The sequence below is a fragment of the Paenibacillus sp. USDA918EY genome (genome assembly GCF_009870825.1).
Classification (GTDB): Bacteria; Bacillota; Bacilli; order Paenibacillales; family Paenibacillaceae; genus Paenibacillus_AQ; species Paenibacillus_AQ albilobatus.
Map to the genome: position 1 here is coordinate 1 of NZ_WTWY01000002.1, position 16,423 is coordinate 16,423.

The 16,423-nt window shown below is 53.9% G+C and carries 13 protein-coding genes and 1 riboswitch; of the genes, 2 read left to right on the forward strand and 11 right to left on the reverse strand.

Going from position 1 to position 16,423, the window contains the following annotated elements:
* Nucleotides 1–485 precede the first annotated feature (485 nt).
* The 5 genes from GQY55_RS04310 to GQY55_RS04330 all read right to left on the reverse strand — a co-directional run bounded on the left by GQY55_RS04310 (nucleotide 486) and on the right by GQY55_RS04330 (nucleotide 6,131).
* Nucleotides 486–965, reverse strand: coding sequence for a peptide ABC transporter substrate-binding protein (locus tag GQY55_RS04310; RefSeq protein WP_160038590.1), 480 nt, complete (start codon nucleotides 963–965; stop codon nucleotides 486–488).
* A 164-nt stretch (nucleotides 966–1,129) separates the two neighbouring features.
* Nucleotides 1,130–2,500 carry an NCS2 family permease gene (locus GQY55_RS04315; protein WP_160038592.1) on the reverse strand — a complete coding sequence of 457 codons (1,371 nt, stop codon included), beginning with the start codon at nucleotides 2,498–2,500 and terminating at the stop codon, nucleotides 1,130–1,132.
* Between the two features lie 157 nt (nucleotides 2,501–2,657).
* Nucleotides 2,658–2,759: riboswitch (purine riboswitch) on the reverse strand.
* 110 nt (nucleotides 2,760–2,869) lie between these two features.
* On the reverse strand, nucleotides 2,870–3,331 hold the full coding sequence (locus tag GQY55_RS04320; RefSeq protein ID WP_160038594.1) for a RidA family protein: 462 nt from the start codon (nucleotides 3,329–3,331) through the stop codon (nucleotides 2,870–2,872).
* A gap of 62 nt (nucleotides 3,332–3,393) precedes the next feature.
* Nucleotides 3,394–5,010 carry an N-acyl-D-amino-acid deacylase family protein gene (locus GQY55_RS04325; RefSeq protein ID WP_160038596.1) on the reverse strand — a complete coding sequence of 539 codons (1,617 nt, stop codon included), beginning with the start codon at nucleotides 5,008–5,010 and terminating at the stop codon, nucleotides 3,394–3,396.
* Nucleotides 5,011–5,027: 17 nt separating this feature from the next.
* Nucleotides 5,028–6,131 (reverse strand): alanine racemase, encoded by a 1,104-nt coding sequence (locus GQY55_RS04330; RefSeq protein ID WP_160038598.1) that lies wholly within the window; start codon nucleotides 6,129–6,131, stop codon nucleotides 5,028–5,030.
* A gap of 216 nt (nucleotides 6,132–6,347) precedes the next feature.
* On the opposite strand from GQY55_RS04330, the gene GQY55_RS04335 reads away from it, so the two are divergent.
* A complete protein-coding gene (locus GQY55_RS04335; protein WP_160038600.1) occupies nucleotides 6,348–6,620 on the forward strand; it encodes a hypothetical protein in 273 nt (90 codons plus the stop codon).
* A gap of 184 nt (nucleotides 6,621–6,804) precedes the next feature.
* On the opposite strand, the gene GQY55_RS04340 is transcribed toward GQY55_RS04335, so the two are convergent.
* The 6 genes from GQY55_RS04340 to GQY55_RS04365 form a co-directional block, all read right to left on the reverse strand.
* Nucleotides 6,805–7,842, reverse strand: coding sequence for a YdcF family protein (locus GQY55_RS04340; protein ID WP_160038602.1), 1,038 nt, complete (start codon nucleotides 7,840–7,842; stop codon nucleotides 6,805–6,807).
* A gap of 255 nt (nucleotides 7,843–8,097) precedes the next feature.
* Nucleotides 8,098–9,636 carry a glutamine-hydrolyzing GMP synthase gene (guaA, locus tag GQY55_RS04345; protein ID WP_160038604.1) on the reverse strand — a complete coding sequence of 513 codons (1,539 nt, stop codon included), beginning with the start codon at nucleotides 9,634–9,636 and terminating at the stop codon, nucleotides 8,098–8,100.
* Between the two features lie 78 nt (nucleotides 9,637–9,714).
* Entirely contained in the window at nucleotides 9,715–11,919 is a 2,205-nt protein-coding gene (locus GQY55_RS04350; protein ID WP_160038606.1) for a transglutaminase family protein, read from the reverse strand.
* The gene (locus GQY55_RS04355) at nucleotides 11,920–13,233 is read right to left on the reverse strand and encodes a DUF58 domain-containing protein (protein ID WP_160038608.1); all 1,314 of its coding nucleotides are present in this window, start codon (nucleotides 13,231–13,233) and stop codon (nucleotides 11,920–11,922) included. It abuts the gene before it with no gap.
* Nucleotides 13,230–14,198: an AAA family ATPase gene (locus GQY55_RS04360; protein WP_160039771.1), complete on the reverse strand. Its 969-nt coding sequence runs from the start codon at nucleotides 14,196–14,198 to the stop codon at nucleotides 13,230–13,232. Before GQY55_RS04360 ends, GQY55_RS04355 begins: the two co-directional genes overlap by 4 nt.
* A gap of 151 nt (nucleotides 14,199–14,349) precedes the next feature.
* Nucleotides 14,350–15,600: a polysaccharide deacetylase gene (locus tag GQY55_RS04365; protein WP_160038610.1), complete on the reverse strand. Its 1,251-nt coding sequence runs from the start codon at nucleotides 15,598–15,600 to the stop codon at nucleotides 14,350–14,352.
* A 127-nt stretch (nucleotides 15,601–15,727) separates the two neighbouring features.
* Here GQY55_RS04365 and GQY55_RS04370 point away from each other — a divergent pair, with 127 nt between their 5' ends.
* The gene (locus tag GQY55_RS04370) at nucleotides 15,728–16,384 is read left to right on the forward strand and encodes a DedA family protein (protein WP_160038612.1); all 657 of its coding nucleotides are present in this window, start codon (nucleotides 15,728–15,730) and stop codon (nucleotides 16,382–16,384) included.
* Nucleotides 16,385–16,423 lie beyond the last annotated feature (39 nt).

The window sequence follows — 16,423 nt, forward strand, 5'->3', positions numbered from 1 at the left end:
CGACCTTGCAAGCAAGGTCTAATCTCACTCGTTGTTCAGTTTTCAAAGATCAAACTTCATTCGCCATCGCCGAAGTTCTTATCGGCGACAACTTTTATATTATAACATGTCCGACTGTTTTATGCAAGCTCTTTTTAAAACTTTTTTTGAAGCACTGCTTGCTTCGAATTCATGAACATTGTTCATCCCATTTCGTGGTTCGCAACCTCATGTTTTCTTGGCCGGAATTAGAATATACCACGTACAGAAACATAATGCAACACTTTTTTACGAAAAAATTTAAACCACTGTATTTACCCGATTATGGTTGCCCTGTACCAAGAACAGCAAGAGCGAGCTCATGAGCTTCAATCATTTAAGACATACTTGCGATCCACTTTATTTCTTTTTGGATCAGAACAAGTACTTTTAAAACACACTTTGCTTTCGCTAAAGGTAAAAACGCCCCAATGATTCCTTGGTGCTCACATCCCCGTTAACTATAATTAACTTATCCAAGTGCCGTCTGCTTTTGATACTTCCCATTTCCCATTTTTGTATTCAATAATCACTTTCGTTCCAATTGCTCCATCACCAGCTCTATATTTGGATCCTTCGATAACCATTTTATTGTTTGAAATTCCAGTCTTTTCGACACGCAACAATACGCCATTAAGCACCATGGTTTTAGGGTCATATAATCCCTTCTCTTTAAGTTGCTCATAAGTCGCTTCCATTACATCAACATTGTATTTCTCAAAATACTTTAGAATTTGTTTCTTGTCTGTTTCATCCATATCATTCAAATTGCTCATGTCTATTGCAATATACTTCATACCTCCATTTAAGCCTTCATCAATCGGCATGTATGCATCTAATGCTAAACTATACAATTCCCCCATATCTTTTGAGGGATTGGCGTTTGAACATGCAGTTGTTAACGCGCAAAGTAAGATCAACCCGAGAAACAGCTTTTTAACTCTCATTTTCATCCCTCCCTTGCTTCATTAGACGGAATACTTCTTATAAATGTTTCCAGCCATCATACGAAGGAGGATAGGAAGCAGCGCTCTCTCAGATAAACCTACATAAAACAAAAAGGCCGCTCTCCACACAAAGGAAAGCGACCCTTTTCTTCTATATATATGTTTTATTCGGTTCCCAAGAACACAAAGCGGATAATTACGATAACCGCAAGCACCCACATCAACCAATGGATTTTCGCTTTGCGCTTCATAACGACGTTGGCGAAGACCGCCAAAATGACGTAGGACAAAATCCCTGCCGAAATACCGTTGGCGATCCCGCCCGTGAAAGGCATCAGGATGATGGTCAGGAACGCAGGGAATGCTTCGAAGAAATCGTCCCATTCGATGTTGCGGACCTGGCTCATCATGAGCACACCTACGACGATCAATGCCGGCGCCGTTGCCGCCGAAGGAACCACCAGGGCAAGCGGAGCGATAAACAAGGACAAAATGAACAGCACACCCGTCGTTACGGCCGTCAGGCCCGTACGCCCGCCCGCTTCTACGCCTGCGGTGCTTTCCACGAAAGCCGTAACCGTACTCGTGCCCAAAACAGCACCTGCGCTGACGCCGACAGCGTCGACCAGCATCGCTTTTCCGATCGTTTTTTCGCCCTTTTCCTTGTTTTTCATCAGTCCGGCGCGAGTGGCCGTTCCCACCAACGTTCCGAACGTATCAAACAATTCGACAAACGTGAAGATAAATACGATATCAAATAAACCGATATGAAGAGCGCCTTTAATGTCCAACTGGCCGACGGCCAGGTTCGTAAAGGAAGGAATCCAATTCGCGTGCGCCAAACCGCTCAGGTCCGTTACACCCATCGGTATGCCGATCAACGTCGTAACCACGATTCCGATGAGCAGCGCCCCCTTTACGCGCAGTACCATCAGAACAGCGATGAACAGAAGCCCGATCAAAGCAAGAAGAGCGTCTTTATGCGTAAAGAAATCGCTAAGCATCAGATTGAAGTTCGCGCCGCCAACCGGTTTGGTGGCATCCGTGCCCGCATTAACCGAAATGGAGATCAAATTGCTCAGTTTGAAGCCGACAATGGCGATAAACAAACCGATCCCGACGGTAATCGCGCTTTTCAGGTTTTGCGGCACGGCCGTCATCAGCATTTGCCGAACTTTGGTCACGGTCAAAATGATGAATACAATACCCGAAATAAATACGGCTCCAAGCGCGGCCTGCCATGTAATCGCCCCGTTCGAGCTGAGGACTACCGTCATGAAATAAGCGTTTAGCCCCATGCCCGGCGCCAAGGCGATCGGAATGTTGACGAACAAACCCATCACGATCGTAACAAGTCCCGCGCCTACCGCCGTCGCGAAAAAGACCCCCTCATTCGGGATGCCGGCTCCGCCTTCGCCCAAAAACAGACCGTTGACGAAAAGGATGTACGCCATGGCCATAAAGGTGGTGAGACCGGCAATGATCTCTGTTCTTACGTTGGTTCCGTGTTCCTTTAACTTAAAGAAACGCTCCATTTTTACAGAATCCCCCTTAGAAAATGTGTCAGGACGACAAAAAAAGCCCGCAGACCGTCATGGATCCGCAGGCATTATGCAAAAGGAAGAAAACGCCGGAATGCATGTCCTGACAAACAGCCTTAAAAATAAGGTTTGCCAAGCGCAGGCATGTTATCCGCGTCTCTTCTTTTTTCGTAGCGCCAGATCATTACGGTGATCTCGTAGAGACTCCCGGGCCAATTCCCGGGATTATACGAAAAATGATGATGTATTGTCGTTTCTTACACCATTTATTCTAGGGAGACGCGCGAAAATTGTCAATACAAAAAACGAATATTACGGCAGTTCAAACTAATTAACGTTCGGAATTAACAAATTTTATTAAATTTATTCGATTTCGACGATCAATTCGATTTCTACCGGCGTATTAAAAGGCAGCTCATTCGCGGAAATCGCGGAACGGGCATGTTTGCCTTTTTCCCCGAACACTTCGACCAAAAGCTCGGACGCTCCGTTAATGACATACGGCTGCTCGACGAAACCGTCGGCGGAATTGACGAAAGCAAGCATTTTGACGACCTGCTTCACCCGGTCCAAATCGCCCAAATGCTCCTTCAGCACGGAAATCAGGTTGATCATAACTTGGCGAGCGGCATCATACCCCTGTTCGACGGTCAGGTCGCTGCCCACTTTGCCCGTATATTTCAGCTTGCCGTTGACGCGGCAGTCATTGCCGGAAGTGTAGACGAGATTGCCGACGGTTTTGGCCGGTACGTATTCCGCGACCGGAGTCGGCACCTTTTCCAGGACGATCCCTTTTTCTTCAAGAATTTTTTCGATTTTTGCCATGATGGTCATCTCCTTTAAAATTTAGCATGTTCAATATCCAACAAATATCGTCCATAACCATATCATATTCCGAATCCATGCCTGCAGCAGTGCTGCACGGGGATAAATACGCCGGGGCGTTCATGCGTGTGGCGCCGTTGGTCCATCGTTTTGCGGCCGTTGACGAGCACAGCCGAAATCCCTTCGGGATGCCGGATCGGGTCCTGGTACGTGGCGGTGTCGGCTATTTTATCCGGATCAAAAATGACGATGTCCGCGGCATACCCCGGAACGAGCAGCCCTCTTTTGCCAAGCTTAAACCGCTGGGCCGGGAACGAAGTCACCTTGCGTACCGCTTGCTCCAGCGTAAGCATTTTGCTCTTGCGGACATACTCGGCGAACAACCTCGGGAACGTGCCGTAGGAACGGGGATGCGGTTTGCCGGTGACGCAGCCCAGGCTGTCCGACGCCACCAGCGAATAGTCGTAGCGAATGACCTCCCGCACATCATCCTCGGACATATGAAAATATACGATGGATATCTGTCCGTTTTCCCTGAGCAAAAGCTCCAGCGCGGCATCCTCCGGATCCATGCCCCACAGCTCGGCGATCTCCATCATATGCTTCCCTTCGAGCAGCTTGCCCGCCGCCGACGGCACGGAGGATACGAAAACGCTCTGCCAGCCGGTCGAGCACACGAGATTATCCCAGGTGGTCTGCTCTTCCCGCAGCTCTTGTTTGATTTTGGCCCTAACGGATGGGTCGGTGATCCGCCCCAGCGTAGCCTCGATTCCGCCTTCCAACACCCATGGAGGGAGCACCGTCGTGAGCGTGGTAGAGCCCGCGAAATATGGATACACGTCGCAGGTGACGTCCATCCCCCGGCTTCTCGCCTCGTCGATCAGCGCCATCGCCGCACCGGTTTGGCCCCAATTGATCCGGCCCGCCGCTTTCAGATGGCTGATGTGGAGCGAAACGCCGCTTTGCTCCGCGATCCAGATCACTTCCCGGACGGATGCCAGCAGATTATTGCCTTCGCCGCGGATATGGGTGGAAAACAAGCCGCCGTAAGCGGCAACGACCCTGCACAGCTCGGCCAGCTCTTCTTTTGGCGTGTAGCTTCCCGGGGCATAAAGCAGACCGATGGACAGTCCGATCGCTCCCGCTTGCAACCCGTTTTCCAGCAGCGTTTTCATCCGGTCGAGCTCGTCCTTGGTGGCCGGGCGGTTCTCGAAACCCATGACTGAAATCCGTAGAGCGCCATGCGCTACATAGGTCGAGACGTTTTCCGACGCGGGAGATTGCGCCAGATGCTGCAGGTATTCCTCGATGCTTTCCCATGGCCACGGCCAATCGGTACGCCCGATGACGGGTTCGATGTAGCTTTTCAGTTCGGCGGCTCTGTCTTTTACATATGGCGCGGGCGCCAGGCCGCAGTTGCCGACGACTTCCGTCGTCACGCCCTGCTGCATTTTGAATTCGCTGTCAGGCTGATCGAGTACGAGCAGGTCGGAATGGCAGTGCCCGTCGATGAAACCCGGGGCGACCACCTGTCCTTGGGCGTCGATCCGCTCCAAAGCTTCGGCATCGGCTCTGCCGACATGCGTGATGTTCCCGTCCTTGATGCCAATCTGTCCAAAATACCACGGATTGCCGCTGCCGTCCACGATTCTTCCGTTTTCAATGACGATATCGAGCATCTTGTCTCCCCGCTTTCTTAAGCCAGTTTGCCTCTTGCCAATACCGGTACGGCGCGAATCGCGCCATCCTTGCATACGAACACTTCATTATGCAGATTGATCGTCGGACAAATATGATTCGGAACGATTTCGAGGATGTCTCCGACATGCAAACCGTGCGGCCCCTGGGTGCGGATCATGCCATGCTCCTCGTTCATCTTTTCGAACACGGCGTCCGGATGGCCGACGATTTCGCCAAAACCTTTCAAATGGAGCGGATGCTGCCCCGGCTGAACATCCGTCGCGAAGGTTTTGCTGCCCCCGTCAACGACGAGCCGGTCCTCGGAGGGAACGCTTACAACCGTAACCAGCACTTTCGCGGCCCAATCCTCTTTCGTGCAGGCACCCATCACGGCAAGCATCCGGTCGTAAAAAATATAAGTGCCCGGCCGAATTTCGGTAACGCCTTCCACGGCGGCCGCAAAAGGAGCGGTTGGCGTCGACCCGACGCTGACGTCGCGGATGGCTATGCCGGCAGCGCGCAGCTTTTCGGCCGTTTCGACCATGATGCGTCCTTCTTCCCGTCCTGCAGCTTCGAGGTCCAGCGTCCCTGATCCCTCAAACACGGCGCCTTTAAACGTAAAAATGCCGCTCAGGTTCAGTCCCGGCAATGCGGCAATCCGCTTGGCCAACTCCACCGCTTTGTCCGGACGCACCCCCGTGCGCGCCAGCCCCGTGTCAATTTCAAGCCTGACCGGCAAGGTCATTCCGGCTTGGGCGGCTTCCTTGGAAAGGCGACTTGCGCCTTCGGCGCTTTCGACGCCGACGATGACGCGAATTTTTTCGGCCAGCGCGATGATCCGCCGGATTTTGGACGGCGACACGACCGGATAGGCGAGAAAAATGTCGTCGATCCCGTGTTCGGCCATGATTTCCGCTTCGCTCACTTTGGCCGCCGTGATGCCGGAGGCTCCGTGGGCAAGCTGGTTTAAGGCAAACTCGGGAATTTTGTGGGTCTTGATATGCGGACGGAGCTTCACCCCGTTTTGGGCAGCGATGTCAGCCATACGCTCGATGTTGCGCTGCAAAACATGTTCGTCGATCAGGATACAGGGCGTTTCCAGCGATTCCTTGGTAAGCATGCCTTTACTTCTCCCCTCTCGCGTGCGTCGGTATTTTAAAAAATCCTCACATAAACCCATTATATAGGATAAACACAACGCAGTAAGGAATGAAATAATAAAAATCAACAAAATCGGATGGATTCCCGCCGATTTTTGCAAGAAGGAAGAGGATAGGAACGTGGCGCAGCGGGGACATTACTCCTGAAACTCCTTCAGAAAGGCAGGTGTCGAATCATGAGCCCACACCGTTCCGAACCCGAATACAGCGACTTTTCCAACGTCGAGTCCCAGCGTAACGACCTGACAGCCGAGGAGTTTCCGGAAGGGCCGTACGGTTCAAGCCTGGAGGCGGAATCGATCGGCAAAAGCGCCCCGTGGGGAAAAGGCCAAAACGGACCTCGCCCCTACGGCTACGAAAACCTCCAGCTCCACGAAGGTTCGGGCCGCGATTATCCGGCCGAGGACTTGATGACGGACGAGCAAAACGAACGCGGAGACGGCGAGTAACCGGCGGGGCGATAAAAACGGACCAGCCGCATGCCTCAGTGATGCGCTCCCTTAAGGCAGGCAGGACAAACATAAGTCCAGCTGCCTTGAGGGAGCCTTGTCATGTAAAGCCTCGCGCGGCAGAAAAGCCAAAAAGAAAAAGCCATTCCTCGTCAACGATGAATGACTTTGACTTTCAAAATGGTTATTCAATGAACAAAGAAATAAGAGTGACGAGGAGCGAAACCCCGAAAATGCTCCCCACCACAAGGGTATGACGTTTCCGCTGCATGACGACGATGGCTATGTATTCGCGAATCATGGCATTCGGCCAGTAATAGAACGCCGTTTTCGAACCGATTCCCTGACTCTTCAAACCGACCTTTTTCGCGTACAGGCTGGCTCTGAACAGGTGGAAATTGTTCGTCGTAAAAATGCTGTTATATTCGCGTCCCTTTAACGACTCCATGATTCGTTTCGAAAAAAGCATATTCTGGTATGTATTTACGGATTCCGTTTCCGTTAGGGTGTGCTCCAAAGGAATTCCGCGCTCCAGCGCAAATTTTTGCATCGCTTCCGCCTCTGAAATGTTCTCATCCGAGCCTTTTCCGCCTGAAAAAATGATCGTTGGCGGAAAAGCCGCCGCCGCTTGCTTCCGGTAAAAATCGATGGCTTTTTGAATTCTGCTGGCCAAAAGCGGCGGTACCTTGTCGTTAATCAATCCACTGCCAAGAACGATAATAAAATCCTGATTATATTTAGGTCTGTTAAATTGATACAGCAAATACGCGGTCAAAAAATTGGTTAGGTGCAAAAAGAAATACACCACAATGAGGGTCACTCCGGCGTATAAAGGTTTAAAGTGAATGGACAGAAAACGCTCCGGGTTGATGATTTGGATCAACGACAACACGAGAAGGGCGATCCCTAAGATCAGCGTCAGGCAGTTGGAAAATTTCCGGCCTTCTTTTTTCAGCAAAATTTTTGCGTTTAAAAAAAGTCCGATACTTAAAGCCAATAAACCGAACGAAGAGATAATAAATACGAAAACGAGTGCAACGAAGGCAAAGATCCCGAAAATCAAGAGATTCGACTGATACCCTAAATAACCGCAAAAAAGAAGAAGCGAACAAAAAAACACGTTAAACAAAAAACCGTTTAAAATGCGTCTCGGATCCGTCAAATAAAAGGCCAAGAACACAATAAATAACGCAAGAGAAGTCAGTCCAAGGGCTGCAAGCATGTAAATTAAACCTCAATTTTTATAAATTTATTTTAATATGTCAAATATATCTTAACCCTTTCAGAGCGAAAAAAAACGAATAAACCTGAACGATAAAAAAACTCCCTTTTATTTGCCAAAAAAGCAGATAAAAGAGAGTTGTTGTTTCAGATGATCGCTCGCAGGTAAACAAACTGCCGCACCGTCATGCCATCCCCCTTACTCGTAAAAGGAGGACTAGCATCTAACGTGCATTTAGACGTGCATTTACCATTCCTACTCCCATTCGATCGTTGCTGGCGGCTTGGAGGTAATGTCGTACACGACGCGGTTGACGTTCTCCACCTCGTTCACGATGCGCACCGAGATTTTCTCGAGCACGTCCCAAGGAATGCGCGCCCAGTCCGCGGTCATGCCGTCGATGGACGTCACGGCGCGGATGCCGACGGTGTAGGAGTACGTACGCGCATCGCCCATGACTCCAACGCTCTTCATGTTCGGCAATGCCGTGAAGTACTGCCAAATTTCGCGGTCGAGGCCGGCTTTGGCGATTTCTTCGCGCAAAATGTAATCGGAATCGCGCACGATCGTAAGCTTTTCTTCCGTCACTTCGCCGAGGACACGGATCGCAAGTCCAGGACCCGGGAACGGCTGGCGCCATACGATGGCTTCCGGCAGGCCGCATTCCAAGCCGACTTTGCGCACTTCGTCCTTGAACAAGGTTTTCAGCGGTTCGATCAGCTTGAACTTCATGTCTTCAGGCAAGCCGCCGACGTTGTGGTGCGATTTGATCGTTTGCGCCGTTGCCGTGCCGCTTTCGACGATATCCGTGTACAGCGTGCCTTGGGCAAGGAAATCGAAGTCGTCGAATTTCGCGGATTCTTCGTCGAAGACGTAAATGAACTCGTTGCCGATGATTTTACGTTTTTTCTCCGGATCGTCTACGCCGGCCAATTTGCCGAGGAAACGGTCGCGGGCGTCGATTTTGACGACCTTCATATCGAATTTGCCGACAAAGGTTTCCATGACGCTTTCAGCCTCGCCTTTGCGCAGCAAGCCGTGATCGATGAACATGCAGGTCAACTGATCGCCGATCGCTTTGTGGACGAGCATGGCCACGACGGAAGAATCCACGCCGCCGCTGAGCGCGCACAGCACTTTACGGTCGCCGACCTGTTCGCGGATATCGCGCACCGCGTCTTCGATGAAGGTTTCCATGCTCCAGTTGCCCTCGCAATGGCACACTTCGTACAGGAAGTTGCGGATCATTTCGTTGCCGTTCACGGAGTGGCGCACTTCCGGATGGAACTGAACCGCATACAGCTGCTTGTCCAGGTTGGTCATGGCCGCAATCGGCGCCGATTCCGTGCCAGCATCCAGCTTGAAGCCTTCAGGCAGCTCGACGACATGGTCCCCGTGGCTCATCCAAACGGTTTGTTTAGCATCCAGACCTTTGATCAAAGTCGTGCCCGGATTAAATTCCAGATCCGCTTTGCCGTATTCGCGCTTGGCCGCGCGTTCCACTTTGCCGTTCAACTGGTGGGCCATCAGCTGCATGCCGTAGCAAATGCCGAAGATCGGCACGCCCAGGTCATAAATCGCCGGATCCACATGGGGTGCGTCCTCCGCATATACGCTCATCGGTCCGCCGGAAAATACGATTCCTTTCGGAGAAAGCTCGCGTATTTTTTCGATCGGCGTATTGTAAGGCAGCAGTTCGCTGTATACCCCCAAATCGCGAATGCGTCGTGCAATGAGTTGATTGTATTGTCCACCGAAGTCCAAAACAACGATGATTTCATTTGGTTTATTCATTAACGTGCCTCCCTCAATTGTTGAAATTAATTATACGCAACGACAATTCATACCGTCAAGGAAGCCGGGGCGTCAAGCTTATGCCACTTTTTTGGAGATCCGGAAACAGCGGCGTAAAAAGGCGATGCATCTGCTCCGTTCCATCGGACCTTCGTCATAAGCTATCATTTCCCAATCGGCGGCAAAATCGTACAGCATTTTGCGTATTTCTTCTTTTTCAACCGGGAGGGACCGGATATACTCCCGTGCCGTGCATCCGGCCGGAGCGGCGCCAAAACGGCGAGTCAGAGCTTGCCAGACCGGGTTCGCGCTCTTTAGAAGCTCGTTGCGGCCGGGAAAATGCCGGCGGGTGACATACAGCTGCAGCCATAAAGGCAAGAGCCCGAGCCAAGGAAGCAGCCCAAGGATCGCTAGCGCAAACGCGCCGGCCAAAACCGTTCCGATGGCAAAAACAAGCTTATGCTCCAGCACGAGCTGAAGCGTCAAACGAAAGCCTTCAAGGGCGTATGCCGCCACGTTTTTCAGGAAATCGCCGCCTGCGGCAGCCGCATGAAAAGACGAAGCCGGCTTGGTGGAACCGCCCGTCAGGGCGATGCCGGGAGTCGGATCAAACGGAATCCAGCCGGATTCCGGAAAATAGACTTCCACCCAGGCATGCGCGTCGCCTTCGGTGATCAGGTACGTCCCGCTTTTACCCGCCTCCTGCTTTCCCGGAGCAAAACCTTTCACGTACCGCGCGGGGATGCCTTCGCTGCGCAAAAGCACGGCCATTGCGGTAGAAAAATGGTTGCAATACCCGGCATGGGTCGCGAACAGGAAATCATCGACGAAGTCCTTGCCCGCTGGAGGTACTTTGGTGTCGAGCGAGTAGCTCTCATGCTCCTTCAAGTAATTTAGTACGGCGTAAACCCGGTCGTAGCGGTTCCCGGCGCCTTTCGTAATTTCGGCGGCCAAATCCTTCACCCGCTGCGGAAGCTCCCCGGGAAGCTGCAAATAACGTTCCCGCACATGGAGCGGATCCGCTCCCGACTCTTGCTTCAGCCGTTCCGGGTTCGGATCCGGAACCGCGACCTTCACGGTATAACCTTCGATTTGCGGCTGCCCCCCGTCAAGCATCACTTTGACGGTACCTGCATCGACGTTTCTTTCGATTGCGGCAGGCAAAGCGGCCCCGTCCGGAGACAGCTGCATGTCGACGATTTCCGCGACGCGGCCACCGCCGAACAGCGGGAAGCTTTGGCGAAGCGGCTGTTCAAACGTAATCTTTTGCGTAATCGTCCGTTGTTCCGGAGCAAGCTTGTCCGTTTGTTCCGGGAGCGTGCCGGGGGCATAACCCGTTTTGACGTCCGACTGGACTTCCGACCATTTCCTTCCATTATATTCGCTGAAGGTTTCGCCCCGCCAATACGTCGGGAACGGGGTTTGGGCCGTGAAATAGACCCGGCTGCTTTGCTGCAGCGGAAGTCCCATCTCCTCTTCTTCGCCGGATAAATTGTAGCCCGTGACAGCCGCCGCTTCCCCGGTCCCGTATCCGGTTTTTACCCAGTTGGCCAGACGATCCGCGGCTTGCTGCAGCGAGAACGCTGCCGCAGCCTTCGGCTGCGCCAAGCTTCCGGCCAACCAGCTCACGCCCACGACGAAAAGAACGACCGCGGCAAGCGACAGGCCCCACCTGCCGTACTCCGGCTTCGGAATACGGAAAACGGGCCCGCTTTCCCGGAGCCTGGAGAGATGGACCATACCCTGCAGCAAAAGCACAAGAGCGCTGGTTTTGATGATATCGCCATAGACGGACAGGCTAAGCAGCGTCTCGAGGCAAAAAAGGTACAGCAGCGTGGCGCCGGCGAACAGCAGGACGCTGCTGCGCAGCAGCGCCAGCGATTGAACCGAATAAACAAGCAGCGCCCAGCCGATCATGAGCACCAGCATCCGCGCATCCTGGCTCAGCGCCCCAAAACTGCCGGTCGATGCCAGCAGCTCCACGTCCTGACGCAGCAGCGAAAGGGACGACACCGGATCGAAGGGCTCCCCGCTTCTGTCGATGACGACCGCCCAAAATGCGAGCGTACAAAATAGATAAAGGGGCCCCAACAGCGGCAGCCGGAGGCAAAAAGCGCCAAGCAGCAAAAGCGCCCCGGTGAACACATACATAACCCCGAACCATTCGCGGCTGACGGACAGCACGTCAAGCGGCTGCAGCGGCATAAGCCATTCGAGGAACAGGCCCATCAGGAGCGCTGAGATCCCCAGCCGGAACCATAACGGATCTTTCCCGTTGTCCATCTACACCGCCCCCTCTCCGGAACGAAGCGGACCGATCGGGCCCATCCTCGATACCCTGTCGGGATCGACGGCATAGATGCCCGCTCCCATCCGGGAAAGACGGATCGCAGCCGCAAAAGCCGAATTTGTTCCAGCATGCTTCTCCCGCTTGCCGCCAAGCTCCCCGGTACCCGCATTCAAGGCCGTGCAATACACGTCGACCAACACGCCGCGGGCAAGCAGCCGGGCCGCAGCCTCGGACAACGATTCGTTCAACCCGCCCGTAATGACGATAACCCGCGTGCCGGATTTCGCATGCTTCAGGTTTTCCTCCAGCATCGACGCAGCGGACGGGCCTTCGGATAAAGCAAGCGGGGCTAGTGCCGCCAGCATGGCGGAATAACCCGCGCTTTCACCCGGGAGCCGATCCTTTGCGGATGCGGCGGAATTCGCGGCATCATCCATGCCCCGGTTCGACGACCCGCAGATCAGCTTGCTTTCGGCCCCGTAACGCATCATCTCGGTCAACATGCCTGCGGCGGCCGATACGGCGCGTTCAAAAGCGGGCTTGGCCTGCTCCCGGCGCTGCTCTTCCGTTCCCTCCGGCGGGGCATAGCCGTCATACGAGCGGTCAAGGACGATCATGCAAAACGGGTCGCGTTCCTCCTCAGGCAAAAAGGAGTGAAGGCTGCCGCGTTTGGCAAAGCTCTTCCAATGAATCCGGCTCGAAGGATCGGTCGGAAGATACGGCCTGACCTCGGGCCCTTTGACCCCCTGCCTGCATTCCGCCGTTAGGGCCGGCTGCGCCGTCCCGTCGGCAACCGCAGAGGGCGATCCGGCACCCAATGCAGGCAGCGGCTTGGGCAACACCAACAGGCGCCCTTCCGCCTTTTGCGCCCGCTCCCCTTTAAACCAGCCAAAGAGCCCGCCCCATTCCAGCAGGCAGGCATCGAAGGAATACACGCCGCGCGGCAGACTGCGCAGCTCACAGCTGTATGCCAGCCGGCGCCGGAATCCCGGAAATAAAATCTGCCGGCTGCTGCCGCCCGTGTAATAGTCCTCGACGGCTAACCACGGAACGGGAAGCAGGGAACGAAACCGGATCTCAACCTGCAGCATTGCGGTTTCACCCGCCGTAATGACAGGCTCGGACAGGCGGCGTTCGATGATGATCTTTCGCGGCCCAAGCCATTGCAGCAGCATGCCGGAGAACAGGATCCAGCCCGCCAGGAGCACCAAATAAAGCGTCGACGCCCCCCCGTGCCAGTGGTGCAGCGCGCCCAGGGCGCCAACCACGCAAACCCCCGCCAACCACTCTTTAAGCCGCCTCTTCATGATGTCGCTCCTTTGCGGGGAGCCACGGGAATCGTCAGGCGCGATAACAGCTCCCGCACCACATCCTCGCTTGGCGTCCCGGCGAGCAGCGCCTCATGGCTGAGCACGAGCCTGTGCGCGAGCACGGGCTCGGCCACAAGCTTCACGTCGTCCGGGATGACGTAGGACCGTCCGGCCATATAAGCGGCGGCCTGCGAAGCCTGCATCCATGCCAGCGTTCCGCGCGGGCTGATGCCGAGCTGAAGCTTCGCATGGCTTCTTGACGCGACCGCCGTCTGTACCAGCATCAGCTTGATCGCATCGTCCACGAACACGTTTTTGACTTCGCGCTGCATGTTTGCCATCTCCTCGGCCAGCATGACCGGTTTGATCCGCTCCAGCGGATCCGCCCCCGCCATGCGCGACAAAAGCTCGACCTCCTGGTCCGGATCGGGATAACCAAGCTGAATCCGCATCAGAAAACGGTCGAGCTGCGCTTCGGGAAGGCGGTAGGTGCCTTCGAACTGCAGCGGGTTTTGGGTCGCCAGCAGCAAAAACGGGCGCGGCAGCGGATGCGTATGGCCGTCCACCGTAACCTTGCGTTCCTCCATCGCTTCGAGCAGCGCCGACTGCGTTCTCGGCGAAGCCCTGTTCAGTTCGTCGGCCAGCACCAGATTGTTCATGATCGGGCCCGGACGGAATTCGAACGTCCCGCTTTGCTGGCGGTATACCGACGTTCCGGTCACGTCCGCCGGCATCAGGTCGTAAGTGAACTGGATTCGGCCGAAACTCGCGCCGAGACAGGCGGCCAGCGTGCGGACCAGCATCGTTTTCCCCACGCCGGGGATGTCCTCAAGCAAAATATGTCCGCCGCAAAGCATGGACATCAGCGTCAGCCGGATTTGGGCCTCTTTCCCGACAATGACGGAACCGACGCGGTAAATGACCCTTTCGAGCAGTTCGGGAGCAAAATCTTGATTCGACAAGGAAGAAGCAGACAATTTCAAAACCTCCGATTCATTGTGGAGTGAATCCCTATAAGGAATCTATGAATATAGCTTTTCCACAATGGAAAGGAAGTAGACATCGGGACCTGTCAAAAAATCCAGTGAAAAGGGCGCTTCCCTTAACAGGCATTTACATTACTTTGATTCGACGCTCCTCGCCGGTTTCGGAAGCCGTCACGCGTTTATACCCGGCATTCGCGAACAAATCGCGAACCGGAACCCAGACGGCATCGTTGATCATTCGAACGGATGTCGCAACGGAAGAGGCGTTTTTCCCGGGTTCCGTGACCGTCAGCAGCCCGGTGCGGATCTGGATTTGCAGCGCGGTGACCGATTCTGCCGACAACGTCACCTTCGCCGTCTGCGTTTTGGCCTCCCAAACGGCGGTTCCGCCAAGCCTTTCGGCTACGGCCCGGGCCGGAACGAGATAATGGCCGTCCTCGTACAGGTATTCCCCGGGATTTAATGTCGTTTCCATCGGTCCGACTTCCAGACGCAGCGGTTTGCCGCTGGCGAACAAAGCGCTATTCCCGGCCACATGGGACTGCACCCATGCCTCGCTTGGCGCGCCGCGCTGAAGTTTTCTGGCCTTGTCGTTCACTTTGAACTGCACGGGTTCTTCATCCGGAGACAACACGCCGAATTGATAACCTTTGTTTTTGTAATACGCGATGATTTGCGGCAGCGCCTTGACGCTTTCGGCATGGCCGCCGCCGTCATGCATCAGCAGCACGACCCGGTCCGATTTGACCGGCGTTTCGGCGCCCTTGACGATTTCGGCCGCGGGCACTCCCCGCCGCTTCGAATCGCCGCTGTCCACGTTCCAGTCGGTCACGACGTATCCGCCCAGCTTCATCAGGCGAAAATAGGTATCATCGAAATGCCCGGCCGTGCCGCCGGGTGCCCTGACCAATTGAGGCCGAACGCCCGTAATGCCGTAGACCTCCGCCTCGGTCCGTTTGATTTGGCTCCAGAAGGCAGGAAATCCGCTATAAAGTTCGGTATAATTATGGTCATAGGAATGATTGCCTATGGCATGCCCCTCGTCGTATATGCGCTGCAGCAGCTCGGGATACCGTTTGACCTGCTCGCCCAGCACAAAAAACGTGGCGCGGATATTATTTTTTTTCAAAATATCGAGAACTTTGCCGGTTAATGCGCTAGGTCCGTCGTCAAACGTAAGGAAGACTGTTTTTCCGGCTGAAGTCGGCGTTTTCGGTTTCGGGGATGAAGTTGTCGATGCATACGCCGGCGCCGTCTCCCTCAGCGCCTCGGCATGGACCGATGCCTCCTTGGTGAAAGGCTGTTGCAGCAGATCGTACCGGAACGTAAACGCAAAGAGCATTAGAAGCAGCAAAGCCATCATGAATCGTTTTACCATTGGGAAAACCTCCACTATTTCTATGAATTCCGCTTTCTGGTAGATTATATGGTTGGAGGTTCGAAAATAGACTTTACGGATCAGTCTTTTGCAAGAACATCTTTGGATCTGGTTTGGAGTGAGAATATTGGAACTGCTGAAATGGATACAGCTGTTGTTTGGGGATTACGGTTATCTTGTTCTGTTTTTGGGACTGGTTCTGGAGTTTATTGCGCTTCCTTTTCCGGGTGAGACCACGATGGCCTATGCCGGCTATCTATCTTACGCGGGAAAATTGCATTTCGGCTGGCTGCTCGTGCTCGCGTTCCTCGGGACGACCATCGGCATGACCATCACGTATTTCATCGGCCTTAAGGCCGGCCTTCCTTTCATTCAACGGTACGGCAAATGGGTCTTGCTCTCCGAAAGCAAAATCGATCATGTGCAAAAATGGTTCAACAAGTACGGGCAAAGCTTGATTTTCATCGGCTATTTCATCCCGGGCGTCCGCCATTTCACCGGATATTTCGCCGGGATCATCGCCGTTCCCTTCAGGAAATTCGCCTTGTATGCGTACAGCGGGGCGTTGTTTTGGGTGGTGTTGTTCATCAGCGTGGGCAAGCTGTTTGGTCCTCAATGGAACCTGGCCTTTCATATGGTCGAAAAATATTCCATTTGGGTCGTGGCGGCCATCGTCCTGATCGTAATCGCCCTTCTTGTTCTCCGGTACCGCAAGCCGCTTTCCGCATTGATGAACCGGTTGATCCGCAAAAACAAGACGAAGACGGTATCGAAAACGCGCTAAGCAAACGAAGATTCCCCACGAAGCGCAGGGGCGTCCATA

Coding starts and splice junctions, on each gene's coding strand:
- GQY55_RS04310 (WP_160038590.1), bottom strand. CDS start 965: ATGAGAGTTAAAAAGCTGTTTCTCGGGTTGATCTTACTTTGCGCGTTA.
- GQY55_RS04315 (WP_160038592.1), bottom strand. CDS start 2,500: ATGGAGCGTTTCTTTAAGTTAAAGGAACACGGAACCAACGTAAGAACA.
- GQY55_RS04320 (WP_160038594.1), bottom strand. CDS start 3,331: ATGGCAAAAATCGAAAAAATTCTTGAAGAAAAAGGGATCGTCCTGGAA.
- GQY55_RS04325 (WP_160038596.1), bottom strand. CDS start 5,010: ATGCTCGATATCGTCATTGAAAACGGAAGAATCGTGGACGGCAGCGGC.
- GQY55_RS04330 (WP_160038598.1), bottom strand. CDS start 6,131: ATGCTTACCAAGGAATCGCTGGAAACGCCCTGTATCCTGATCGACGAA.
- GQY55_RS04335 (WP_160038600.1), top strand. CDS start 6,348: ATGAGCCCACACCGTTCCGAACCCGAATACAGCGACTTTTCCAACGTC.
- GQY55_RS04340 (WP_160038602.1), bottom strand. CDS start 7,842: ATGCTTGCAGCCCTTGGACTGACTTCTCTTGCGTTATTTATTGTGTTC.
- guaA (WP_160038604.1), bottom strand. CDS start 9,636: ATGAATAAACCAAATGAAATCATCGTTGTTTTGGACTTCGGTGGACAA.
- GQY55_RS04350 (WP_160038606.1), bottom strand. CDS start 11,919: ATGGACAACGGGAAAGATCCGTTATGGTTCCGGCTGGGGATCTCAGCG.
- GQY55_RS04355 (WP_160038608.1), bottom strand. CDS start 13,233: ATGAAGAGGCGGCTTAAAGAGTGGTTGGCGGGGGTTTGCGTGGTTGGC.
- GQY55_RS04365 (WP_160038610.1), bottom strand. CDS start 15,600: ATGGTAAAACGATTCATGATGGCTTTGCTGCTTCTAATGCTCTTTGCG.